This is a genomic window from Oceanobacillus halophilus (assembly GCF_003628505.1).
Taxonomy (GTDB): Bacteria; Bacillota; Bacilli; order Bacillales; family Amphibacillaceae; genus Oceanobacillus; species Oceanobacillus halophilus.
In genome coordinates this window covers 117,162-141,079 of sequence record NZ_RBZP01000006.1, presented here as the reverse complement: position 1 = coordinate 141,079, position 23,918 = coordinate 117,162, and the positions used below count along the sequence as shown (strand labels likewise).

The 23,918-nt window shown below is 37.2% G+C and carries 17 protein-coding genes and 1 riboswitch; of the genes, 12 read left to right on the top strand and 5 right to left on the bottom strand.

The window, feature by feature from the left end; translation table 11 throughout:
* Nucleotides 1-121 precede the first annotated feature (121 nt).
* A complete protein-coding gene (locus tag D8M06_RS09970; RefSeq protein ID WP_121204257.1) occupies nucleotides 122-652 on the bottom strand; it encodes a GtrA family protein in 531 nt (176 codons plus the stop codon).
* A gap of 368 nt (nucleotides 653-1,020) precedes the next feature.
* Nucleotides 1,021-1,158: riboswitch (yybP-ykoY riboswitch) on the top strand.
* Between the two features lie 240 nt (nucleotides 1,159-1,398).
* Between D8M06_RS09970 and D8M06_RS09965 the strand changes: the two genes are divergently transcribed.
* From D8M06_RS09965 to D8M06_RS09945, 5 genes are all read left to right on the top strand, one after another.
* Complete coding sequence (locus tag D8M06_RS09965; protein WP_121204256.1) at nucleotides 1,399-4,044, top strand: cation-translocating P-type ATPase; 2,646 nt, start codon at nucleotides 1,399-1,401, stop codon at nucleotides 4,042-4,044.
* Nucleotides 4,045-4,130: 86 nt separating this feature from the next.
* Entirely contained in the window at nucleotides 4,131-4,778 is a 648-nt protein-coding gene (locus D8M06_RS09960; RefSeq protein WP_121204255.1) for an SDR family oxidoreductase, read from the top strand.
* A 225-nt stretch (nucleotides 4,779-5,003) separates the two neighbouring features.
* Entirely contained in the window at nucleotides 5,004-6,260 is a 1,257-nt protein-coding gene (locus D8M06_RS09955; RefSeq protein ID WP_121204254.1) for an argininosuccinate synthase, read from the top strand.
* Nucleotides 6,257-7,672, top strand: coding sequence for an argininosuccinate lyase (argH, locus tag D8M06_RS09950; protein ID WP_121204253.1), 1,416 nt, complete (start codon nucleotides 6,257-6,259; stop codon nucleotides 7,670-7,672). Before D8M06_RS09955 ends, argH begins: the two co-directional genes overlap by 4 nt.
* A gap of 186 nt (nucleotides 7,673-7,858) precedes the next feature.
* Nucleotides 7,859-9,991, top strand: coding sequence for a sensor domain-containing protein (locus D8M06_RS09945; protein WP_241558925.1), 2,133 nt, complete (start codon nucleotides 7,859-7,861; stop codon nucleotides 9,989-9,991).
* 287 nt (nucleotides 9,992-10,278) lie between these two features.
* On the opposite strand, the gene D8M06_RS09940 is transcribed toward D8M06_RS09945, so the two are convergent.
* Nucleotides 10,279-11,340 carry an NAD(P)/FAD-dependent oxidoreductase gene (locus tag D8M06_RS09940; RefSeq protein WP_121204252.1) on the bottom strand — a complete coding sequence of 354 codons (1,062 nt, stop codon included), beginning with the start codon at nucleotides 11,338-11,340 and terminating at the stop codon, nucleotides 10,279-10,281.
* A gap of 268 nt (nucleotides 11,341-11,608) precedes the next feature.
* Here D8M06_RS09940 and D8M06_RS09935 point away from each other — a divergent pair, with 268 nt between their 5' ends.
* Complete coding sequence (locus D8M06_RS09935) at nucleotides 11,609-12,253, top strand: LytTR family DNA-binding domain-containing protein (protein ID WP_241558924.1); 645 nt, start codon at nucleotides 11,609-11,611, stop codon at nucleotides 12,251-12,253.
* 144 nt (nucleotides 12,254-12,397) lie between these two features.
* Nucleotides 12,398-13,933, top strand: a complete 1,536-nt coding sequence (locus tag D8M06_RS09930) for an acetyl-CoA hydrolase/transferase family protein (protein ID WP_121204250.1) — start codon at nucleotides 12,398-12,400, stop codon at nucleotides 13,931-13,933.
* A 295-nt stretch (nucleotides 13,934-14,228) separates the two neighbouring features.
* Here D8M06_RS09930 and D8M06_RS09925 read toward each other — a convergent pair whose 3' ends face one another.
* Nucleotides 14,229-15,455, bottom strand: a complete 1,227-nt coding sequence (locus D8M06_RS09925; protein WP_241558923.1) for an MFS transporter — start codon at nucleotides 15,453-15,455, stop codon at nucleotides 14,229-14,231.
* A 138-nt stretch (nucleotides 15,456-15,593) separates the two neighbouring features.
* Entirely contained in the window at nucleotides 15,594-16,997 is a 1,404-nt protein-coding gene (locus D8M06_RS09920) for a LysM peptidoglycan-binding domain-containing protein (protein ID WP_121204248.1), read from the bottom strand.
* A gap of 191 nt (nucleotides 16,998-17,188) precedes the next feature.
* Here D8M06_RS09920 and D8M06_RS09915 point away from each other — a divergent pair, with 191 nt between their 5' ends.
* Entirely contained in the window at nucleotides 17,189-19,114 is a 1,926-nt protein-coding gene (locus tag D8M06_RS09915) for an ATP-dependent DNA helicase (protein ID WP_121204247.1), read from the top strand.
* Nucleotides 19,115-19,190: 76 nt separating this feature from the next.
* Here D8M06_RS09915 and D8M06_RS09910 read toward each other — a convergent pair whose 3' ends face one another.
* The gene (locus D8M06_RS09910) at nucleotides 19,191-19,805 is read right to left on the bottom strand and encodes an NUDIX hydrolase (RefSeq protein WP_121204246.1); all 615 of its coding nucleotides are present in this window, start codon (nucleotides 19,803-19,805) and stop codon (nucleotides 19,191-19,193) included.
* 324 nt (nucleotides 19,806-20,129) lie between these two features.
* Between D8M06_RS09910 and D8M06_RS09905 the strand changes: the two genes are divergently transcribed.
* The 4 genes from D8M06_RS09905 to D8M06_RS09890 all read left to right on the top strand — a co-directional run bounded on the left by D8M06_RS09905 (nucleotide 20,130) and on the right by D8M06_RS09890 (nucleotide 23,907).
* The gene (locus D8M06_RS09905) at nucleotides 20,130-20,825 is read left to right on the top strand and encodes a phosphoribosylaminoimidazolesuccinocarboxamide synthase (RefSeq protein WP_121204245.1); all 696 of its coding nucleotides are present in this window, start codon (nucleotides 20,130-20,132) and stop codon (nucleotides 20,823-20,825) included.
* 194 nt (nucleotides 20,826-21,019) lie between these two features.
* Nucleotides 21,020-22,078: a Delta(5) desaturase DesA gene (gene desA, locus D8M06_RS09900; protein ID WP_121204244.1), complete on the top strand. Its 1,059-nt coding sequence runs from the start codon at nucleotides 21,020-21,022 to the stop codon at nucleotides 22,076-22,078.
* A 90-nt stretch (nucleotides 22,079-22,168) separates the two neighbouring features.
* Nucleotides 22,169-23,296 (top strand): sensor histidine kinase, encoded by a 1,128-nt coding sequence (locus tag D8M06_RS09895; RefSeq protein WP_121204243.1) that lies wholly within the window; start codon nucleotides 22,169-22,171, stop codon nucleotides 23,294-23,296.
* 11 nt (nucleotides 23,297-23,307) lie between these two features.
* The gene (locus D8M06_RS09890; protein WP_121204242.1) at nucleotides 23,308-23,907 is read left to right on the top strand and encodes a response regulator transcription factor; all 600 of its coding nucleotides are present in this window, start codon (nucleotides 23,308-23,310) and stop codon (nucleotides 23,905-23,907) included.
* Nucleotides 23,908-23,918: the final 11 nt, after the last annotated feature.

The window sequence follows — 23,918 nt, the reverse complement described above, 5'->3', positions numbered from 1 at the left end:
TGACGTATTAAGTTTATCATATAGGAGTTCGGACGTAGCCGAAATGTTAATGTACGTTGAAAGGAAAACTAGCACATTTGCTCCAAAGAAAAGCAAATGTGCTAGTTGTTTTATCTAATATTTATCTTCTGTAGGTGTCTAATTTTCCTTTTTTTACTTGAAGAATAGCAGGGTGATACCGGTTTATGCTAACCTTTTTAATTTTTACTGGTTTTCGATGCTTTTTAAATACAAAGTACCTCATAAATATAAAACTGGCTGCAGATGAGATAATCATCGCGGAGCCTTTAGCAATATTTTGTTCGGCAATTGTAGGTATTGCTAAAATTGCTAGTAAGAAGGCACCTCCTACAAAGACAATATTACTAATAATCAAGCTAGCAAGTGCTTGAATCAGAAAATAAACTGCTTCCTTTCTGTTTTTGGAAGATGTTTTACGAAAGGTCCAATTTGAATTCCAAATATAACTGTTGGTAATTGCTAAAAGATATGCAATTGTATTAAAAAGAAGTAAAAATAAGCTGTTTTCAGTTGGCCAAAAGAGCAAAAGCAAATTTAAAGAACCAATATCAATTAACGCATTCAATCCTCCGATAAGACTGAATTGAAGGACTTGAATAACTACTTCACGGTTTTTAAACACAAGTGACATAATAATAACACCTGAATTCATGTTTTGTTTTATGACAAGAAAGAACTTACCATCGTTCTTTACGGTTATGTTATCCAGAGTTAGGGAAAAAATAAATACACAAACATCTATTCTATATAACCTATGACAGAAAATTCCTAACTTAACTTTATCATAAATAACATTTGTAACCAAGATGATTGTAGGAGTATCAACAAAAAAATAAAGTGAACAAAGTATCTTAAATATAAAGAAATAATGTGAGAAAAAGTGTGAATACTAATTAAATGTTAGTAGGTAGAGAATGGAACAATAAGTACCAAAATATGGAATTTAAAATTGAATAGTTTGGGTGAGGTGTGATAAACTACATGTAGAAGATAACTTTGACTAATGTCAAAGGGGAGTAGCGTTGGAGTGAATTAATTGCTCCAAAATAAAGTCGTCATTACATGATGAAAATCATCGGCTTTATTGACAAGAAATTGTTAAGCGAGACCTTTGCCCATGCGGTAGAGGTCTCGCTTTTTTCATGACATAGTCTCAAAAATCGAGCGAGATAGCTACCAATTCGATCGAATAATCTCAATATCGAGCGAGGTAATGACTAATTCGATCGAAGTAGCTCAAAAATCGAGTGAGATAGTCTTCAATTCGATCAACAAACCGTGGGAATCGAGCAAACAATATCGCAGAACCAGAAGGCAATCTCGTGCAACAACGAAGGGTCTAATCTCCCTTAAATTCAGAATGGAAGGAGTGGTTTAATGGAGTACTATCGCCAAAGTACCGATGATGTACTGAAATCTGTTGAATCTACTGAAAAAAATGGATTAACAAAAGAGGAAGCTAAAAAACGTCTGGAAAGAGATGGATACAACGAAATTGCAGATAAAGAGAAGGTTCCTACATGGAAGCTTTTCCTAGAAACGTTTAAAGACCCGATGGTGGTCGTATTATTAGTTGCTGCAGGTGTCCAGTTAATTTTAGGTGAAGTAGTCGAGTCAATTATTATCTTCATCGTACTTATATTAAATTCCGTTATTAGTGTTGTTCAAACGAAAAAAGCAGAAAGTTCTCTAGATGCGCTACGAGATATGTCTGCACCAGAAGCAAAAGTAATTCGTGATGGAACTAACCAGACTATAGAGGCGCGGGAACTAGTAAAAGGTGATATTGTTTTACTCGAGGCGGGAGATTATATTCCGGCTGACGGTCGTGTGCTGGAAAGTGGCTCTTTAAAAGTAAATGAAGGTATGTTGACCGGTGAATCGGAAGCAGTAGAAAAAAACATAGAAACCATAAAGAATGAAGAAGCTTTAGGTGATCGAGTTAACATGGTTTTCAGTAGTTCATTAGTTGTTTATGGACGAGGTACATTTGTCGTTACTGGAACCGCCGAAGATACAGAAATAGGGAAAATAGCAAACCTTATTTCCACTGCTGAAGAAAAACAAACACCACTCCAACGTAAATTGGAAGCCTTTAGTAAAAAGCTTGGAGTAGCTATCTTAATTCTTAGTATACTGATTTTTGCTATTCAAGCGGCTCGTATTTGGTTAGGAGACGAAACGGTAGATACTACATCTGCCATATTAGAAGCATTAATGTTTGCCGTAGCGGTAGCTGTGGCAGCTATTCCGGAAGCTTTATCGGCAATTGTGACGATCGTTCTTTCTGTTGGTACGAATAAAATGGCTAAAGAACATGCTATTATTCGAAAATTACCTGCAGTGGAGACATTAGGCTCGGCAAGTGTCATCTGTACAGATAAAACAGGAACCTTAACGCAAAATAAAATGACGGTTACTGATTATTTCGTTCCAGGTGACGATCATGAAGCATTACCAGATAATCCGGAAGATTGGGACAAGGTCGAAAAGATGCTTGTTAATATTATGGTGCTTTGTAATGATTCGTATATTAACAATGAACAGAAAGAAGTTGGTGATCCAACTGAGGTTGCTTTAATTAATTTTGCAAATAAAAATAATAAAGACTACGATGAGATTCGTGATATGTACCCTAGAGAAGCGGAACTGCCATTTGACTCCGATCGTAAGCTAATGTCAACAGTTCATACCATTGATAAGGAACGAGTCATGCTTACCAAAGGTGGACCAGATGTAATGTTTAATCGAGCTGGTTACGTATTTCAGTATGGAAAAGAAGTACCAATTACTGATGAATTACGAAACAAATTTGAATCTGCCAATGAAGAGTTTTCTAAACAGGCATTACGAGTATTAGCATACGGTTATAAGCGCTTAGCTAATGAAAAAAAGACGATTGATGAAAAAGATGAACGAGACCTTGTACTAGTGGGACTAACTGCAATGATAGATCCTCCTCGCGAAGAAGTGTATGCATCGATTGAAGAAGCGAAAAAAGCTGGGATTAAGACGGTAATGATTACAGGAGATCATAAAACAACTGCCCAAGCTATTGGTCGTGATATCGGATTAATGGAAGAAGGCGATATTGCACTAACTGGTCAAGAATTGGATGATTTAAGTGACGAGGAACTTACTGAAAAATTAGAGCACATCTCCGTTTATGCACGTGTATCACCAGAGAATAAAATACGCATCGTCCGAGCATGGCAACGAAAAGATAAAGTAACTTCTATGACTGGTGATGGAGTCAATGATGCACCAGCCTTAAAACAAGCAGATATTGGTGTTGCTATGGGTAGCGGTACAGATGTGGCAAAAGATGCATCCGCGATGATTCTAACCGATGATAATTTTGTTTCTATTGTTAATGCAGTGGGTGTTGGGAGAACGGTATACGATAATATTAAAAAAGCAATAAGCTACTTGTTTGCTGGGAATTTAGGGGCGATTATAGCCATTCTATATGCCGTGATTTTTGGCTTGCCTAATCCTTTTACAGCCTTGCAGCTGCTTTTTATTAACTTGGTGAATGATTCTCTTCCGGCTATAGCACTAGGAATGGAAAAGCGGGAACCAGACATTATGTCCCGTAAACCACGTAAAATTGATGAAGGCTTGTTTGCCGGTGGAACGATGAGAGCCATTATCACACGTGGATTATTAATCGGAATTGCGGTTATTATTTCCATGTACATTGGTTTTGGATATTCTACCGAAATGGGTGTTGCAATGGCCTTTACTACACTTATTTTATCAAGGACATTGCAAACCTTTGCTGCACGTTCGAACTCACAGACAGTCATTGGTGCTGGGTTTTTCCGAAATAAATATGTATTAGGTGCAGTCGCGGTTGGCTTCTTACTGTATGGATTGACAATTCTTCCATTTGCACGTGATGTATTCTCTATACCAGCCGACTTTGGATTTAATGAATGGCTGATTGCGACGGGAATAGCTGTAGCTTCCGTTGTCTTAATGGAGATTATAAAAGTCATTTCCAAACGTTTTGACAAATAATATTAGTGAGCAAGTATTTTGATACTTGCTCACCTTTTTGAAACAATAACTTTATATCAAGGGTAAGAAGGGGGCCGTTTTGCAAGATGAAGGTATTATTAATTGGTGCCAATGGACAAATTGGAAAACATGTCGTGCAATTACTAAAAGACAGTAAAGAACATACATTAAGGGCTATGGTTCGAAGTGAAGAACAAGCACAGGAGCTAAAAAAATCTGGTGTAGAAGCGGTAGTGGCGAATTTAGAAGGAAGTGTAGCCGAAATTGCTGAAGCGATGAATGGTTGTGATGCAGTTATATTTTCTGCAGGTTCTGGTGGAAAAACTGGTCCAGACAAAACATTACTTGTGGACTTAGATGGTGCTGTGAAATCTGTAGAGGCTGCTGAAAAGGCCGGTGCTAAACGCTTTGTCATGGTAAGTGCCTTCCAAGCTCATGATAGAGAAAGTTGGAAAGATAGTCCAATCAAGCCATACATGGTAGCCAAGCACTATGCAGACCGTCTGCTTGTTGCTAGTGAATTAAATTACACCATCGTTCGCCCAGGAGGATTATTAAATGAACCTGGAACAGGCCAAGTAAAAGCCGCAGAAAACTTAGAAGCAGGAACCATCCCACGTGAAGATGTAGCAAGAGTTGTTGTATCGGCATTAAATAAAGAAAATACCTATAAACGTTCCTTCGATTTAATATCAGGAGAGAACTCGGTAGAAGAGGCATTGAAGAGTATATAATATTTAATGTATTTGTTAAAAAGCATGGACTATAAAGAATCCATGCTTTTTTTATTCCTTTTTGAATGGACATTTGGTAGTTTGTATATAAAGAAAGTTTAGTTAATAATCCCCTGTTTTATCCAAAAACAAAAAATAAATAAAAAATTTAAAAAACCACTTGAATTATTATGCATAATGATGCATAATAATTCATTAACAGCACATATTTGAGAGGGGTATTTTTTGATGAAGGATAAAATTGTTTTAGCATATTCTGGGGGACTGGATACTTCGGTAGCAATTAAATGGTTACAAGATAAATACAATTACGATGTTATCGCAGTGGCACTTGATGTCGGTGAAGGAAAAGATTTAGATTTTGTAAAGAAAAAGGCTATTGATGTAGGCGCCATTAAGTCTTACGTTGTAGACGCAAAACAACTATATGCAGATGATTTTGTATTGCCTGCTTTACAAGCTAATTTATTATATGAAGGAAAATATCCATTAATTTCAGCCTTATCACGTCCGTTGATTTCTAAGATTTTAGTGGATATTGCGGAAGAAGAAGGTGCGGTTGCTGTTGCACACGGGTGTACAGGAAAAGGAAATGACCAAGTTCGTTTTGATGTTTCTTTCACCGCATTAAATCCTGATTTGAAAATTGTTGCTCCAGTTCGTGAATGGGCAATGTCTCGTGAAGAAGAAATCGAATATGCAAAAGCCAATGGTATCCCGATTCCAATCGATTTAGATAATCCGTTTAGTATTGACCAAAATCTATGGGGGCGTAGTAATGAATGTGGTGTTTTGGAAGACCCATGGGCGGAAGCACCAAAAGAAGCCTTTGATCTAACGCAAGATCCTATAGATGCACCAGATGCACCACAAGTGGTTCAGATTACATTTGAAAAAGGAAAACCAGTATCACTGGACGGAAAGGCACTTCCATTAGATCAGTTAATTTTACAATTAAATGAAATTGCCGGGAAACATGGTGTTGGGCGAATTGATCATGTGGAAAACCGTCTAGTAGGAATAAAATCACGTGAAATTTATGAAGCACCAGCTGCTATGACGTTAATTGCAGCACACCAAGAATTAGAAGCTTTAACATTACCTAGAGAAGTGGCAGAATTTAAGCCAACGGTAGAACAAAAATTCGCACAAGCCGTTTATTATGGTCAATGGTACTCACCATTAACTTCTGCGCTGCAGGCATTTATTAAGGAGACACAAGAACATGTGAATGGTACGGTGAAATTAAAACTTTATAAAGGTCATGCTCAAGTAATAGGTCGTGAATCTGCCAATTCTTTATACGATTTTGACTTGGCTACTTATAATAAAGATGATGCGTTTGACCATGAAGCTGCATTAGGATTTATTAAACTATGGGGATTGCCTACAAAGGTACATGCATCCGTGAATAAAACACATGTTAAAGACAAGTCAACTGAGAAAGTAAAACTAGAAGTAAAGGAAGCTGTTAAGCCGTGAAACTATGGGGTGGGCGATTTACGAAGCCAACAAATGAACTAGTAGATGAGTATACTGCATCCATCTATTTTGATAAGAAATTAGCAAAATATGATATCCAAGGTAGTCTTGCCCATGTAGAAATGCTGAAGGTTTGCGGGATTATTCCAGCAGAGGATGCGGATAAGATCGCAGAAGGTTTAAAGATAGTCGCTGCTAAAATTGAAAGTGGAGAAGCAGAGTTATCTGCTGAAAATGAAGATATTCATATGAATGTCGAGAAACTTTTAATTGAAGAAGTTGGACCAGTAGGTGGGAAACTGCATACTGGCAGGAGTAGAAATGATCAAGTGGCATTGGATATGCGACTATACTTGCGAGAAGCTCTGTTGGATCTCACGGAGCTTCTGGTAAAGGTGCAACAGTCCCTATTGAATCAAGCAAAATTAAACTTGGATACGGTGATGCCTGGATACACTCATTTGCAGCGGGCACAACCAGTACTTTTTGGACATCATATGATGGCATATGTATTTATGTTCCAACGAGATGTGGAACGTATTACAGACAGTTGGAAACGAGTGAATAAATCCCCACTAGGAGCTGGTGCGCTAGCTGGAACAACTTTCCCAATTGATCGTGATTTTGTGGCAGAACAATTAGGATTTGATGGGATTTGTGAGAACAGCCTAGACGCTGTTAGTGATCGTGATTTTGTCGTGGAGTTTTTAGCTAACGCTTCACTTATATCAACACATCTATCCCGACTTTGTGAAGAAATTGTCCAATGGTCTAGTGCCGAGTTTAATTTTGTGGAACTAGATGATGCTTTTTCGACAGGAAGTAGCATGATGCCACAGAAGAAAAACCCAGATGTAGCAGAGCTAGTTCGTGGAAAGACTGGCCGTGTATATGGCCATTTAATGGGAATGCTTACTACGCTAAAAGGTTTGCCACTAGCCTATAATAAAGATATGCAGGAAGATAAAGAAGGCATGTTTGATACGGTCGAAACGCTAAAAGGTGCGCTTGCATTATTCGCTCCAATGGTTGAGTCAATGCAGGTAAAGAAAGAAAATATGTACAGTGCAGTAAGAGAAGACTTTTCCAATGCGACGGATTTAGCGGACTACCTAGTTGGCAAAGGAATGCCATTTAGAGAATCTCATGCTGTTGTTGGTCAAGTAGTACTCCATTGCATAAATAATAATAAATACTTACTAGATTTAACACTAGAGGAATTCCAGTCCTACTCTGACTTAATTGAAGAAGATATTTTTGAAGCAATCACACCAGAGACGGTTGTTAACGCAAGGGATGTAGCTGGTGGAACGGCGAAAAATAGAGTAGAAGAGCAAATAGAAAAAGCACTAGATTTTATTAAAGTTAGCGAAGACTGGGTAGAGACTCATGCAAGTAAAGTTCATAGCTAATGATTTAGTTTAAGACTCTCGGATTTATTCGGGAGCCTTTTTAATGTGAATAATACTTGACAATTTCCTAGTAACTAAAGGATATTCTATAACATTAGTATAGTTTCTCACATGTTCATGGTAAAATGGTACTATATAATTTTGAATTATTTTTGGGATAAAATCTGCTATATTTGGGTGATACAGGTGAGAAAAACAACAACAAATTTTATTGAATTACGCAGTCACTATATAGAGGAATTAAAGGAAAATAAAACAATTAAGTTAGAAGAGGTTATCCAAGAGCTTGCGGATTTAAGGTACGCTTTGGATCAAGCAGCAATTGTTACCATAACAGATGATAAGGGGAATATTCTGTATGTTAATAGTCAATTCTGCAAAATCTCGAAATATACGAAGGAAGAGTTAATTGGCCAAAATCATCGGATGTTAAATTCAGGGCATCATTCGAGAGATTACTATAAGAATTTGTGGGACACTGTTAATTCTGGCAATGTATGGAGAGGTGAATTGCGCAACATAGCAAAAGATGGCACCATTCTATGGCTTGATACGACCATTGTACCTTTTCTTGATGAAAATGGTAAGCCCTTTCAGTTTGTTTCGATACGAGACGACATAACTAAAAGAAAACAAATGGAAGAACAGATCAGAAAAAGTGAAGAAACTTATCGTCTGATAACAGAAAATACATCCGATGTGATCACAGTCATTAACAAGGAAGGAGATATCATTTACGTAACACCTTCATGTTCCCATGTATTGAATTACCAGGTAGAAGAAGTAGAACATAGTAAATTTATTCCCTGGATACATAAAGAAGATCAAGAGACTGTTCAATATATGGTCAATTCGATTTTTAATACAAAAAAGCCTTCCGGAGAGATGGAGTTTCAATTGGAAAAGAAGGATGGAACTTATTTAGATGTCGAGGCAAATATTAGTCCAATTTTTAGCCAATCAGATGAAATTGACCATTTAGTACTTGTAATTCGCGATATTACGAAAAGAAAATATTCAGAGAAAATGATTTATCATTTAACCCATCACGATACGTTAACCGAATTGCCTAACCGATCCTATTTTATGAATCATGTAACCAAGGAATTCTACCATGCTAAAGTCAATGAAGTTAAAATAGCTGTCCTTTATATGGATATAGACAAATTTAAAAATATAAATGATTCTTTAGGGCATGAAAATGGGGATATAGCATTAATAGAGATTGCTAATCGCTTAAAAATGATGCTAAACCCAAAGGATTTTATTGCGAGAATTGGCGGAGATGAATTCGCTATCATTATGGTTAATACATCAAAAGAACAGGCAATTATGATTGCTGATAAGGTAATGGTTGAGATACAGAAGCCAATCACATTAGCCAAGGAGATCCATACAATTACTGCTAGCATTGGGATATCAATGTATCCTTTCCATGCAAAGAGCCCGGAAGAGTTATTAAAACGGGCGAATATTGCTTCAGATGAAGTGAAAGCAAAGGGAAGAAATAATTATTTGTTTTTTAATAAAAATATGGAGGAAAATTCGCTAGAGAGAATACTGTTAGAAAATGAATTGAAAAAGGCAATTGAATCGGATCAATTTACATTAGATTATCAACCTAAAATTGATATTAAGTCTGGAAAAATAATAGGAATGGAAGCGTTGGTTCGTTGGGTGCATCCTGAACTGGGAAGAATTTCGCCTGGGAAGTTTATACCGATTGCAGAAGAAACTGGACTTATTCTGGAATTAGGGGAGTTAATTTTGCGTAAAGGGTGTAAACAGAATAAACAATGGCAGAACCAAGGATATCCAAAACAGCAGTTATCTGTAAATCTCTCTACGAAACAGCTATACCAGAAGAATCTGAGTGATAAGATAGAAGCTATTTTGGAAGAAACAGGGTTGGAAGCACAATGGCTGGAGTTAGAAATAACGGAAAGTGCTTTTGCAAATATCAGTAATGCTCAGACGATTTTGCTAAAAATAAAAGATTTAGGTGTAGCTATATCTATTGATGACTTTGGAACAGGTTATAGTTCGTTTGGATACTTAAAACATTTACCAGTAAATACATTGAAAATAGATGCAATCTTCATACGGGATATTAATCTGAATCCGGAAAGTCAAGCAATTGTAAATGGAATTGTAGATATTGCTGGAAAACTAAAATTAAATGTGATTGCAGAAGGAATCGAAACAAACGAGCAACTTTGTATATTACGTGAAGTTTCTTGCCCACAGGGACAGGGTTTTTACTTTAGCAAACCTTTATCAAAGGAGAAGTTTGAAAGATATTTGAAAGAGATTATTTAGAAACGGTTTAAAAGAACCAAAGCATTGCAGCTGCCAAACTGATGCAAACCTTGGTAATAAAACGCATCGCATACACCTCCTGCTTCACTTCCGTTCAGGTAACAGTATACAAAAGGAGTATGAAATCCCTGCAAGTTTGGTTTTAAGTTTTTGTAAAAAGTAATTGATTCATTTGTTATGGAGGTTTGAGAAATGGTACTAATTGGTGACGAAGAAGAGGATTCTAGCAATTTAAAAAGGACCTGGGCAAAATTGCAAGGTCCTTAATATTTATTAAATTTCCATAATTAATGTCGTTTACTTAACCAAAGGACACCAGATTTAGCTAATCTAGGCAAAAATCCAATCATTGGATACTTCATCATATTTCCAAAACCATCCGTTTTTCCTAAAGAACCTAGTGTTCCTTTTAACTTAATTTCTTTTGGTTTTTTCGGTTCCTTATGATGGAAGATGGATAGTAAGATTTCAGCAATTTGCTCTCCATGCTGTCCAGCTAACTGAGCACTTGGAGAGTATTCAGAAGACACGCAATCTCCTAGCACATAAATATTTGATTGTTCCGGTACTTGATAGAAATCATTTGTAATAATTTTTTCATGTTTGTCTTTATTAAACGGTAATTCTCTTACCAAATAATTCGGTCGTACTCCTGCAGTCCAAATGGTGACATCGTTAAGATAGCAGACACCATTGTTACAAACCCCGTCTTCCTCCACATATTCTACATTAGAATGATGAATTACTTCGACGTTATTTTCAATAAACCATTTTTCTACATACTCTTGTATTCTAGAGTCAAATGCTTTCAAAACAGTTGGTCCTCGGTCAAGGAGTCTGATGTTTAAGTCAGGTCTACTTTCCCTTATCTCCGAAGCTACTTCAATTCCACTTAGCCCAGCCCCAATAATAGAAACTTTTCCATAGGCTTTCAAACTGGATACGGCCAAACCAGTATGACGTGTTTTGGCAAAGGTTTGGACACTTTCTGTAAATTCTTTTGCCCCAGGAACCCCATGGTAGTTGTCCTCACACCCTAATCCAATAACTAGATAATCAAATGGAAGATTATCCTCAGCATCATCAAATACGATTTGTTGTTTGTCTGTATCAATTTTTGCTACTTCCCGATAAAGATAAGTGACACGATGATCATCAGGAAATGGTACGCGAACTTCGGTTTCTGCGGAAGTTCCAGCAGCAATCGTATAAAACTCTGTTTTCAGAGAACGAAATGGATTTCGATCAACAACAAAAATTTGAACATCTTCTGGTAATTGATAATCTAGTAAACCAGTAAGCACTTTTATACCGCCGTATCCCCCACCTAAAATGACAAGCCTCTTCATGTAATTACCCCCCAATGATGAAACGCTTACGTTATATCCCAACTATAGATTATCAGAGTTTTTGGTGCCTGTCACCTCCCGAATTTTGTCGATTTTATTGGTTCTTCGGATTTGTGATTCATGCTATACTAATGGGGGAGATTTGAAGTAAGTAAATGGGGGAAATCTGTCGTTTCTATTATCAAACTAGTATATATTCATTTTTACATGTATCGACAGACTACGATGGAACTTTGGGGTAACAGGCACTAAAAAGGAGGAAATGTGTTTGCAGAAACTATCTTTCCCGACTCTTTTAGATGTAATTGGTGAACTTTTTTCTGATGAAATTTCCATTGCAGTAGCCAATACAGAGGAATATATTTACTATCGACGAAGTAAACGAATTGATTTAAAGATTAAACCAGGGGACCCTATTAAAGAAGGTACTATCGCATACAAAGCCATAACATCTGGCCAAAAAGTTTCAGAGTTTATTAATCGTGATATTTATGGGATTCCATATCATGGTATGGCTGTTCCCTTTCATCATAATGATAAGTTAGAAGGCTGTGTCTTAGCTATCTCACCGGCGTACACGGAGGGTAAATCAGTTGTTACAATCAAGGTGAGCGATGGATGGAAACCTATTCCTTTTGAGGTGGTAAGGTACTTAGAAACGAAGGAACGAAAAACGCATATTTTTGCAGAGGAATATGCTGGTACCCATTCCAACACCCTGCATGAATTTGAGTATATTCTTCCGCGTGAATATTTTATCCGCTGTCATCGGTCGTTTATTGTAAATGTAAATCATATTAAACAAATTTACCCAGATACCCATTCGACCTTTTATTTAGAAATGAATAATGGTGCTAGAATCCCAGTTAGTCAATCTTATTCCAGTTATTTTCGTAAGCTTTTAGGTTTCTAAATTGCATTTTTTAACAAAAATTTTCTGGTTTAATCACTATTTTCGTAGTGTTAAACAATAATTTTGTGTTTTACCCTAAATTTTCCGATAATTCTCTCTTATAGATTATAATAAAATTAACCTATGTATAAGGGGGATTTACAAATGCAGGAGAAATTAGAACTTTTAAAAGCCCCTCAGTTACGAGATCGTGTTATTTCAGCTGAAGAGGCAGCATCTTGGATTGAAGATGGTATGACATTAGGGTTAAGTGGTTTTACTCGTGCAGGTGATGCGAAGGCGGTGCCAACTGCGCTTGTGAAAAGGGCAGAAGCAGGCGAACAGTTTAAGGTCAACGTATATACGGGAGCATCACTAGGTTCTAACATCGATAAAATGTTTGCAGAAGCTGGAATTGTAAATAAACGATTACCATTCCAAGCAGAACCGATTATGAGAAAAGAAATTAACACAGGTGGACATCTATTTGTAGACCAGCATTTATCGCATACTTCAGAATTACTAAGGGCAGATGTAATTGATACGGTAGATTATGCTATTTTGGAAGCGATTTCTGTTACGGAGGATGGGTATCTTATTCCAAGTACTTCTGTAGGAAATTCACAAGCATTTGCTGAGTTTGCAGACAATATTATTATTGAAATCAATACAGCTCAACCGCAGGAATTAGAAGGGGTACATGATTTATATAGTCCTAAGCAACAGGGGGAAAGAGGACCAATCCCATTAACCAAACCAGATGAGAGAATTGGAACAAAAGGTATTCCACTTGATCTGGATAAAGTAAAAGGGATTGTATTTACGCATCAAGTAGATTCAGCATCTACTATTGTGCCACCAGATGAAGAAACAGAAATGATGGCAAACCATTTATTGGATTTCTTGCGTTCTGAAGTGAAGTCCGGGAGATTAACTGAAAGTTTAATGCCTTTACAATCAGGTATTGGATCGGTTGCAAATGCCGTACTTCATGGAATGATTAATTCTGAATTTGAGAATTTAGTAGTTTACTCAGAAGTGTTGCAAGATGCAGTATTTGACTTGATTGATGCTGAAAAGGTTGATTTTGCTTCTGCTTGCTCATTAACATTATCCGAAGAAAAGATGGAGCAAGTATTTGGTAACTTCGATAAATACCGTGATAAGTTAGTGTTACGACCACAGGAAATTTCAAACCATCCAGAACTTATCCGTCGTCTCGGTTTAATTGCCATTAATACAGCATTAGAATTTGATATTTATGGAAACGTAAATTCTACACACGTTACTGGAACAAATATGATGAACGGGATTGGTGGTTCTGGAGACTTTGCTAGAAACTCAAGAATAGGTATTTTTGTAACGAAATCTATTGCAAAAGGTGGCGACATCTCAAGTATCGTGCCGTTTGTATCCCATGTAGACCATACAGAACATGATGTGGATGTTGTTGTCACGGAGCAAGGGTATGCAGATTTAAGGGGATTGGCGCCAAGAGAACGTGTACCAGTAATAATAGAAAACTGTGCACATCCAATGTATCGTGAACAGCTATGGGAGTACTACAATGAAGCACTTGAACGGGGTGGGCAGACTCCACATGTGTTAGAAAAAGCATTCTCCTGGCACACCAACTTTAAAGAACACGGAACCATGCGCCAAATGGTGCCAGGCACTTCCCGAGATTTGTCGAATGTCTGAAAGTAGAGAACAAAGGGGGTTGTAGACTGCACTCAAAGTCGAGGGTGCCTGTCACTTTCCGAATTTTGTCGAAGTTTGTTTGAAAGGATATGCGGGGCAGCATATGAACGTGTAACGTTGGAGGTAGCCTTTCTGGAAAAGAGTGCTTTCAACGTAACACTTTCAGATTTAAAAAAGGGGTTATTTATATATATAAAGCAGGTTTTCTCTTGGGGGAGAGAAAACCTGCTTTTATTTTGGCGTTTCCGGGAACCGCTCGCATAAATGAAGGTATATCGGCATTTACTATTTATCCTTATGCATACCATTGGCTAACTTTCTCGTCTGTTGGCAGCATATAGGTTAAAAAGCCCAACAACGGTAACAACGATATGGCAATCATGGTAGGTGTTAGTCCAAGCAAATCGATTAAAGACCCCAGTGCCACAGAACCAATTGCCCCCATTCCGAATGCTAATCCAACGATTAGTCCAGACATGGTGCCAATCTTTCCTGGAATTAGCTCCTGAGCATAGACAACGGTGACAGAGAAGCTTGACATTAAAATAATCCCAATGACTGCAAGTAAAACAATCGCACTGATTGGTCCAACATATGGGAGTAGTAATGCTAGAGGTGCAGTACCAACAAGCGAGAATAGAATAATATTTCTTTTTCCAAATCGATCAGCTAATGGCCCGCCTAAGAAAGTACCGACAGCTCCCATGGCTAAAAAGGTGAATATGTATATTTGTGACTTGGCAATGGTAATTCCGTAACTGTCTATAGCATAAAACGCATAGAAATTAGAGATAGCAGCTGCATACCAAGAACGTGCAAAAACGATAAAGACAAGAACAATAAGTGCTCCTTTTATGGCCTTAGACATATTTTTGCTCGTTTTGTTACTTTTACGACTAGCCTTTGACCTTGTGAATTCCTTAATCTGAACCGCATACCATTTTGCAATATAAGATAGAAAAAAGACAGCTAATCCAGCAATTAATGTAAACCAAATGGCTCCAAATTGGCCCAAAGGAACGAGTACTAATGCGGTAATGATAGGTGCTAATGCTTGTCCTGAATTCCCGCCAACCTGATAAATAGATTGGGCTAATCCCCTTCGATTGCCAGCAGCCAGATAAGCAACCCTTGATCCCTCAGGATGAAAGATAGCTGATCCAAAACCAATGAATAGAACACTAACAAGAATCATCCAGAAATTAGGTGCTAAAGCTAAACCAAGCATGCCAATCATACTGCATGATAGACCGATTGGTAACGCATATGGCATTGGTTTCTTATCGGTATACATTCCAATGACAGGTTGCATGACGGAGGAAACCATATTTAATGTGAAAGTAATGAGTCCGAGTTGAGTAAAAGTTAATCCGAGTGATTTTTCCAAAATAGGAAACATCGCAGGAATAACAGCTTGCAGCGAATCATTTAGGAGGTGGCATATTCCTATAATAAATAAGATAGAGTAAACAGTTTGATTCTCCGGTTGAGTGTTTTTTTCTTTTCTAATTGCCTTTTCCAATTGATATTCCTTCCTTCTGTCCAAATCCAAATACATAGCACAATGAAATACTATAACTGTTATTGTACAGTTGAATGAATAAATATCAATGGTTTTTTAATATTTAGGATAGTATAAAGGTTTCTATCAAAAAAGTTGTTATGGTTTCCAATTTAACGAAATTATTGTAAGGTCACTTTCTAGTAGCTTTATTGGAACTGGGTCGTTTAAATCAATCATCCATATTTCGCTAGCAAATTCCTGACCTTGACATCCAGATAAATAGACTATTTTATCCCCATCCACTGACCATGTAACTGGGCTTGCAAAACAATTGGATAAGGCATGGATGGTCTCTTGCTCCCCATTCTTTTCTGCTGTTCTAATCTGATTAAAATACCCTAACTCCTCATATGCTGTAGCACTGAAAGCTATTGTCTGTGAATGGGGATTCCATCTAGGATAATAGTTTTTGGCAAGAGGCCCTCCTTCTAGTGCAAAAATAGTTCCAGTCGAAAGTTCGATGGTATGTATAAGGGAAATGCTAGCTCCTGGTGTTGTGTAAAGCAAAAAGTCACCATCTGGGGACAGTTGAATAGCATGAAGGGGACCATTTGTATTATTGGTAATAAGTCGCCTCTCGGTGCCATTCACTAAAATTCGATATACCTGACTAATCCCATTCTCATCAGGTGCTTGGTAAACAATTTCTGACCCATTAGGAAACCATTGTACATTGGTTGCTCCCGTTTGTTTAATACTCTGAGCAGCATGACTAGTAAGTTGATAGAATATGATTTGGTTTCTTGTTGTATAACTGAGTGTCGAGCTATTTGGAGACCAAGCTATATGGAGGTCATCGTTCATATGAAACTGATCAATGGTTGATAAACGATCGTTCTCCAAGTCAATCACATACAGCAAACGTTCCCTTCCGACAAAAGCAATACTCTTACCATCCGGGGAAAATACCGGAACAGAAAAAACATCCGCTATCCCATTTGTGAGCTGAATAATAGTACCGTCTTTTGAATGATAAAGCCAAATATCATAATTCCCATTTTGACTAGCGGTAAAGGCAATCTTATCATTTCCCCCAGGAGGGGAGTAGGGGATTTGCAACCACATTCCTGGAAAGATGTAAGGGGAAGGCAGCTGATTAACGTGCTGTAATAATTCTATATTTCTATTACCGTTTGTTATTACATGATATCGTATAGCTAAATCATGCAAGGTGTCCCCAGGTTGAACGATATAATAAGGCATTCCTGGTGGTATAAATAGCAGCTGGTCAACATAAATTGTATATGGCGGTTTGAGTTGATTGTTTTGAATAATAATAGACGGATGAACACGAAAATATTGGGAGAGGCTGTAGACTGTATCTCCAGATTTGACACGGTATCGAAAAACGCCAGGAGGAATCGATAATTGTTGACCTACGAAAATGAGGTTTGGAGAATTTAAATGATTTGCAGCAACAAGGGACGTTAAGGAAACTCGCCATCTTTCAGAAATAGCAGCTAACGTATCCCCAGGTTGAACAATATAAAAGTATTGCATCGCTATCCTTCTTTCTGTATGATAAGTTGTTGCCTTATGTATATTCTGCTATCTCTTGTATAATGTTACGTATTGCAACTTAAGATTTTAGTATTTTTCTAAACTAGGATAGATTGAAGCAATCTGAAAGCAATACATATTTTAAATTTGTAATGTATGACGTGGTATGCACGTTGATGAAGGAGTTTATCATGAATAGAAGTCATTCACTACCATTTACTGTTTCCAAAACAGAAAACTTTTTCGAACGCTTAGGTGATTATGTCGGCGATGTTTTTTACGATATATTACCTGAACAAGGATATGAACTGCGTGATGAACAGATTTATATGGCATTTCAATTGGAACAGGCCTTTAAACATAAACGAACGATTTTTGCCGAAGCTGGAGTAGGGACTGGGAAAACATTTGTTTACTTACTATATGCCATTTGCTATGCACGTTATAAGGGAAGACCGGCAATTATTTCTTGTGCAGATGAAACGTTAATTGAACAGTTAGTTAAAAAGGGCGGAGATATTGAAAAACTTGAAAAAGCATTGGGACTTGATATTGATGTGCGTTTAGCTAAGTCCCGGGAGCAATATGTTTGTGTCCGGAAACTGGATGCACTTGTTAACAAGACAGATAATGAGGATATTTCCAAGGTATATCAAGAGATACCTGAATTTGTATTTAATACGGGAACCTCCATGAAAAGCTTTGAGCGATATGGGGACCGTAAAGAGTATCCATGGGTATCCAATGAGTCATGGGAAAAGATTGCATGGGATCCCCTTCAGCAATGCTCTACCTGTGAATTTCGTCATCGAAGTGGGCAAACGTTAAATAGGGAGTATTACCGACATGCGACAGATATTATTATATGTTCGCACGACTTTTACATGGAACATATTTGGACAAAAGAATCTCGGAAACGAGAAGGACAGATGCCGCTACTTCCAGAAGCTAGTTCTGTTATTTTTGATGAGGGACATCTATTGGAATTTGCTGCACAAAAAGGCCTAACCTACCGTTATAATCTTGATACACTTACAAAAGTACTAACAGGTTATATGGGGCAAGATGTTCGCGAGCAGTCACTATTATTAGTAGAAGATATTTTAATGGAAAATGATGAACTGTTCGACCTATTTGCTGAAGTTGCTTATCCTGTCGAAGGATCTAATCGGCAGGAAGTTTTGTTAACACCCAGTATTACGAAAGTTGTTGAAAAACTTTATGGAAAAGTAAATAAATTACTGGAAGAACTTGTATTTGATTCGGAATTATTTACAATGGATGATTATCATATAAAAATAATCGAAGAATACTTAGAGTTCTTCTCCAATGGTTTATCAATTCTGTTGAGAAATGATGAAGGGATCTATTGGTTAGAGGAGAACGGAGAGACTACGAGCTTAGTAATTATGCCAAGACTCGTAGAAGAGGTTTTGAAAAAGGAAGTATTCTCCAAAAAAATTCCTTTTGTCTTCTCCTCAGCAACATTGTCACAGGGTGGAGATTTTGCCTATTTAGCAAGAAGTCTCGGTATAGGAAAATATGATTCTTTCTCCGTAAACTCTCCATTTGATTATGAGGAGCAGATGAAGATATCTGGCCACATAAATGATGGTGAGAAGTGGAGTAAAATAGGGGATTCCCTTCAGGAAAACAGAGGTCATTCTTTACTGCTCTTTTCATCCAAAGAAGAAATGGAAGATTTTCGAAGTTGGGCAAATAGTAAAGAATGGAATTTTACAATCCTCTATGAAGGGGATCAGGAAATTAGTGAAACCGTACGGAAATTTCAATTGAATCATTCTGCAGTTCTGTGTACCTATCATTTATGGGAAGGACTGGATGTTCCAGGGGAGGCATTGACCCAAGTAATTATTTCATCTCTTCCATTTCCGCCCAACGACCCTGTATTCAAAGCAAAGAGGAAGCATGCACAGAATTCGGAAAAAGAAGTGGACCTTCCATATATGCTGCTTCGACTAAGACAAGGAGTAGGACGTTTGATTCGAACCAGTGAAGACCATGGAATCATTCATATATGGATGAGCGAAGACGAAAAGGAAAAGTACAAAGAAATTATAGCTAATAACCTGCCAGTAGAAATGGAAATAAAATAACACAAAAAACCCAAGCATCAAAATTCCAAGATGCTTGGGTTTTTATATTCGACAAAATCCGGGGAGTGACAGGCACCTATTTCAATTGAGATATAAAGTGGTTTAAGATTTTTGCGGTTAGTCCCCATACTACTTTACCGTTATATTTATAAAACATTTCATCAATATGCCGCATTTGCCACTGGTAATTTTCACCGCCAATAATTAAATCAAATGGGAAATCATCCTCTGGCTTCAATTGCACATTAATTTTATACACTTCCGGTTCAGTCTGAAGTAAATAATTTAGCGGTATCGTAAAAATTTCCCCGACCTCATCCTCATTTGGAACAATATTATTCGGATTGGTGATATGTCCTATAAATGGGTAAATAATTCGTCCCATATCTGCAACTACATAATCGAGTGGAATAACATCATTTATCTCATCTTCTGCTAGGCCTAATTCTTCCGAAGTTTCTCGTACTGCGCAGTGCAGCGGAGTCTGGTCTTCTTTGTCCATTCTTCCACCTGGAAAACAAATATCTCCTGGTTGTCGACGTAAATTCATGGATCGAACTTCAAATAAAATGTGTGTTTCGTTCTCCTTCTCTATAAGTGGAAGCAGCACGGAAGATTTAAAATAATTTTCTTCACCTAAAATGGACGGTTTCCGATTTTTAAATTTCTGTATAACATCGTTTGTATTCATTTTTGCCACCTCCAGTTATTTAGTGTTTAGTATCTATTATACAGAATGTGACAATAAAGAATAGCCCTTTGTTCTATAGGATGCAAAGTCGTGGAATAAAAGAAGCGGAAAATACTATATGGGATTTATAAAAGCTCTTTTTATAGTAGATTGCAAGTGCATATAGTCGACTAACCAAAATTTATCGTTTCCTCCCATGATACAAGCCACTATTTTTTATTAGAACATGGGAAGTGTCCAAAAACACCGTGACACGTAACCTTTTATATGAAATAATAATTTTAAAGAATTCTAACAAATTCCAACCAAAGAGGTGCCTTATTGATGAAACAAGTATACTCTGGCAAGACGAAGGATGTATATGAATTAGAAAATGGACATTATTTACTGAAATTCAAAGATGATGTGACAGGAGAAGATGGGGTATTTGATCCAGGTGCAAATACCGTTGGACTTTCTATTGAAGGTGCCGGTAAAGCAGGCTTAAAGGTAACTCAGTTTTTCTTTGAAAAGTTCAAAGAAAAAAATATTCCAACCCACTATGTTGATGCTAATGTGGACAGCCGAGAGATGACCGTCGTGCCAGCAACGGTTTTTGGAGAAGGACTGGAAGTAATTTGCCGATTTCGTGCAGTTGGCAGCTTTTTACGTAGATATGGGAAATATGCGGAAGAAGGCCAGCAGCTGGATGCATTCGTTGAAGTAACATTAAAAGATGATGAACGAGGAGATCCGCCAATCAGTCGTGATGCACTCGATATGTTGGGAATCTTATCCCAAGAAGAGTATGAAGAATTAAAGAGCCTGACCAAAGAAATTTCACACACTGTTAAAGAAGAACTAGCTAAAAAAGGCATGGAACTATATGATATTAAACTGGAATTCGGAAGAGATGCTGATCATCGAATAATACTAATTGATGAAATCTCTGGCGGGAACATGAGAGTATATAAAGATGGAGAATACATCCATCCATTAGAGTTAGAGAAACTGCTTTTAGATTCGTCATCAGTTAAATAAGTTAAGTAAAAGAAGAAGTCCCAATCCATATAGGGTTGGGACCCTTTTGTACATCTAACAATTCGACAAAATCCGGGGAGTGACAGGCACCATATGACATTTGTCATATGGTTTTGCTGACGTTTATGACTTATAATATGTGGTTTTTGTTCTTAAACTAGGTAATAACGAAGCTAAGAAATCAGGAGGTAAATATGAGTAAACAAAAACAAGCACAATTACGTAAAAGCGTTGCACCATTTGCAAAGTCAGATTTAAAGGTAAGTATTATGCAAATAATTAATTCCTTTGTCCCATTTTTCCTGCTTTGGTTTTTAGCTTATCAAAGCTTGTCCATCTCTATATGGCTGAGTCTTGTTTTATCAGTGATAGCAGCGGGATTCGTCGTTCGTATCTTTATTATTTTTCATGACTGTACGCACATGTCATTCTTTAAAAATAGTAAAGCCAATCGAATTGTAGGAACTATAACAGGAATCATTACCCATTTCGCTTTTGAAAAGTGGAAACGAAATCATGCCATTCACCATGCAACTAGCAGTAACCTTGATAAACGAGGAACTGGTGATATATGGGTGATGACAATAGAGGAATATACAGAAGCATCTTTTTGGGGGAAATTAGGGTATCGGCTTTACCGTAATCCAATCGTACTATTTGGGCTTGGGCCAATCTATCTTTTCTTACTTGAAAACCGCATCAATCGCAAAGGAGCGAAGAAAAAGGAAAGATGGAATACCTATCTTATTAATGTTTCTATTGTAGCTATCTATGCTGTATTAATTTGGGCAATTGGCTGGCAAGCATTCTTAAGCGTGCAACTTCCAATTTTGTTCGTAGCTGGTTCATTAGGTATTTGGCTATTTTACGTTCAACATACATTTGAAGATTCATACTTTGAAAATGAAGAAGAGTGGGATTATGTGAAGGCTGCGGTTGATGGCAGTTCCTATTATCAATTACCTAAAATACTCCAATGGATAACAGGTAATATTGGGTATCATCATGTTCATCATTTAAGCCCAAGAGTTCCGAATTATCAATTGGAAAAAGCACACGAATCCACACCGCCATTGCAAAAGGCGACAACCATTACATTGAAGACAAGTATAGAATCCATTCGATTTCGTTTATATGATCAAGCTACACGCTCTTTTGTCAGTTTTAAAGAGTACAAACAACTGATTAAACAAAGAAATCAAAAAACCAACGTATCCTTGAAAATGACAAGTGCAAAGTTTCAAGAAGAATAAATTAGTATGGCCCTTCAATTTTTTGTTGGAGGGTTTTTCTTTCTAAATTTCTGATATACTAGTTTAAAACGTTACGTTTAGGAGTGCTTTATGCAGAATTGGTATCATCTTTTTCCAAAGAATACAGGACTTAGTTTATTTGCTTGGATTGCATTTTGCTTGCTTCCTTTTTATTTTATTTTTCGTTCTTCTTCGGTATTAGAAATTATAATAGGATTTTTAATGATAGTGCTTTTTTTCGTGACTTATCGATTATCGTTTATAAAAAAGGGATGGACTGTTTATGTTTCCGTAGGGATTGAGATAGCGATCAGTATTGGAATGACCCTGTATTTCGGGTATGTTTATTTCTCGCTTTTTTTAGCCTTTTTTATTGGAAATATTCAACATAAGGCTGGATTTATTACTCTCTATGTTGTCCATCTTGTTACAACAATTGCAGCTGTAAGTTTAGGATTTGTCTATCAATATCCTGTGTTTCTTACCCAGCTTCCTTTTGTATTTATAACTATTATCGGAGTCATTCTTTTACCATTTAATATGTATAATCGGAATAAGCGGGAAAAGTTAGAGAGTAAATTAGAAGATGCAAATGAGCGGATTTCTGAGTTACTGGTGGCTGAGGAGCGTCAGCGAATTGCACGTGATTTACATGACACGTTAGGTCAAAAGCTTTCTCTAATTGGTTTAAAGAGTGATTTAGCTGGGAAATTAGTTGAGAAAGAACCAAGTAAAGCTAAACTTGAGTTACAAGATATTCATCAAACTGCAAGGACCGCTCTAAAAGAAGTTCGCGAAATTGTCTCTACGATGAAAAGTATTAAATTAAAAGATGAAATCGTACATATTAAACAAGTATTAAAAGCTGCTCAAATAGAAGGAACATGGAATGGTGATTTTGAAAAGTTTTCTGCCCCATTACTAGTGGAAAATGTGCTTAGTATGTGCTTGAAAGAAGCGGTAACTAATATAGTAAAACATAGTAAAGCAACAGCATGTCATATATCCATTATGCAGTCGTCCAGTGAAGTTGTGATTAAGGTTCAGGACAACGGTATTGGAATATGTAATGAATCGGATTATCTGAAAGGGAATGGACTCCGTGGTATGAGAGAAAGATTAGAGTTTTTAAATGGGAATTTGAACGTGGAATCCGACCACGAAGAAGGTACTACTATCACCATTCAAGTTCCAGAAGTAATCAGACAAACAAAATAGGAGGGGTTGTCTTGATTCGAATTGTCATAGCAGAAGACCAAGGAATGTTACTTGGAGCACTAGGAGCGCTTCTTGATTTGGAAGATGACATGGAGGTTGTTGGAAAAGCCAGTAATGGGGAAGAAGCCATTATGCTCGTAAAACAACTTCAGCCTGATATCTGCATTATGGACATTGAAATGCCGATAAAGACTGGGCTAGATGCAGCAGAAGAATTAAGAGACACATCTTGTAGAGTAATTATTCTAACAACGTTTGCTCGGTCAGGTTATTTTGAACGTGCTAGGAAAGCAGGAATTAGCGGTTATCTACTAAAGGATGGTCCTAGTGAAGAACTTGCCAATTCCATTCGAGTAATTATGGATGGTCGAAAAGTGTATGCCCCTGAATTAATAGATTTAGCATACGAGGAGGATAACCCACTTACTGATCGAGAAGAGCAAGTGATCAAATTAATTGCAGATGGAAAAACAACCAAGGAAATAGCCAGTCAGCTTTTTCTTACAAATGGAACCGTTCGGAATTATGTTTCTGTGATCATGGATAAGTTGAATGTCAGCAATCGTATTGAAGCTATCTCTCGAATTAGGGAGAAGGGATGGTTTAAATAGCATATGAATAA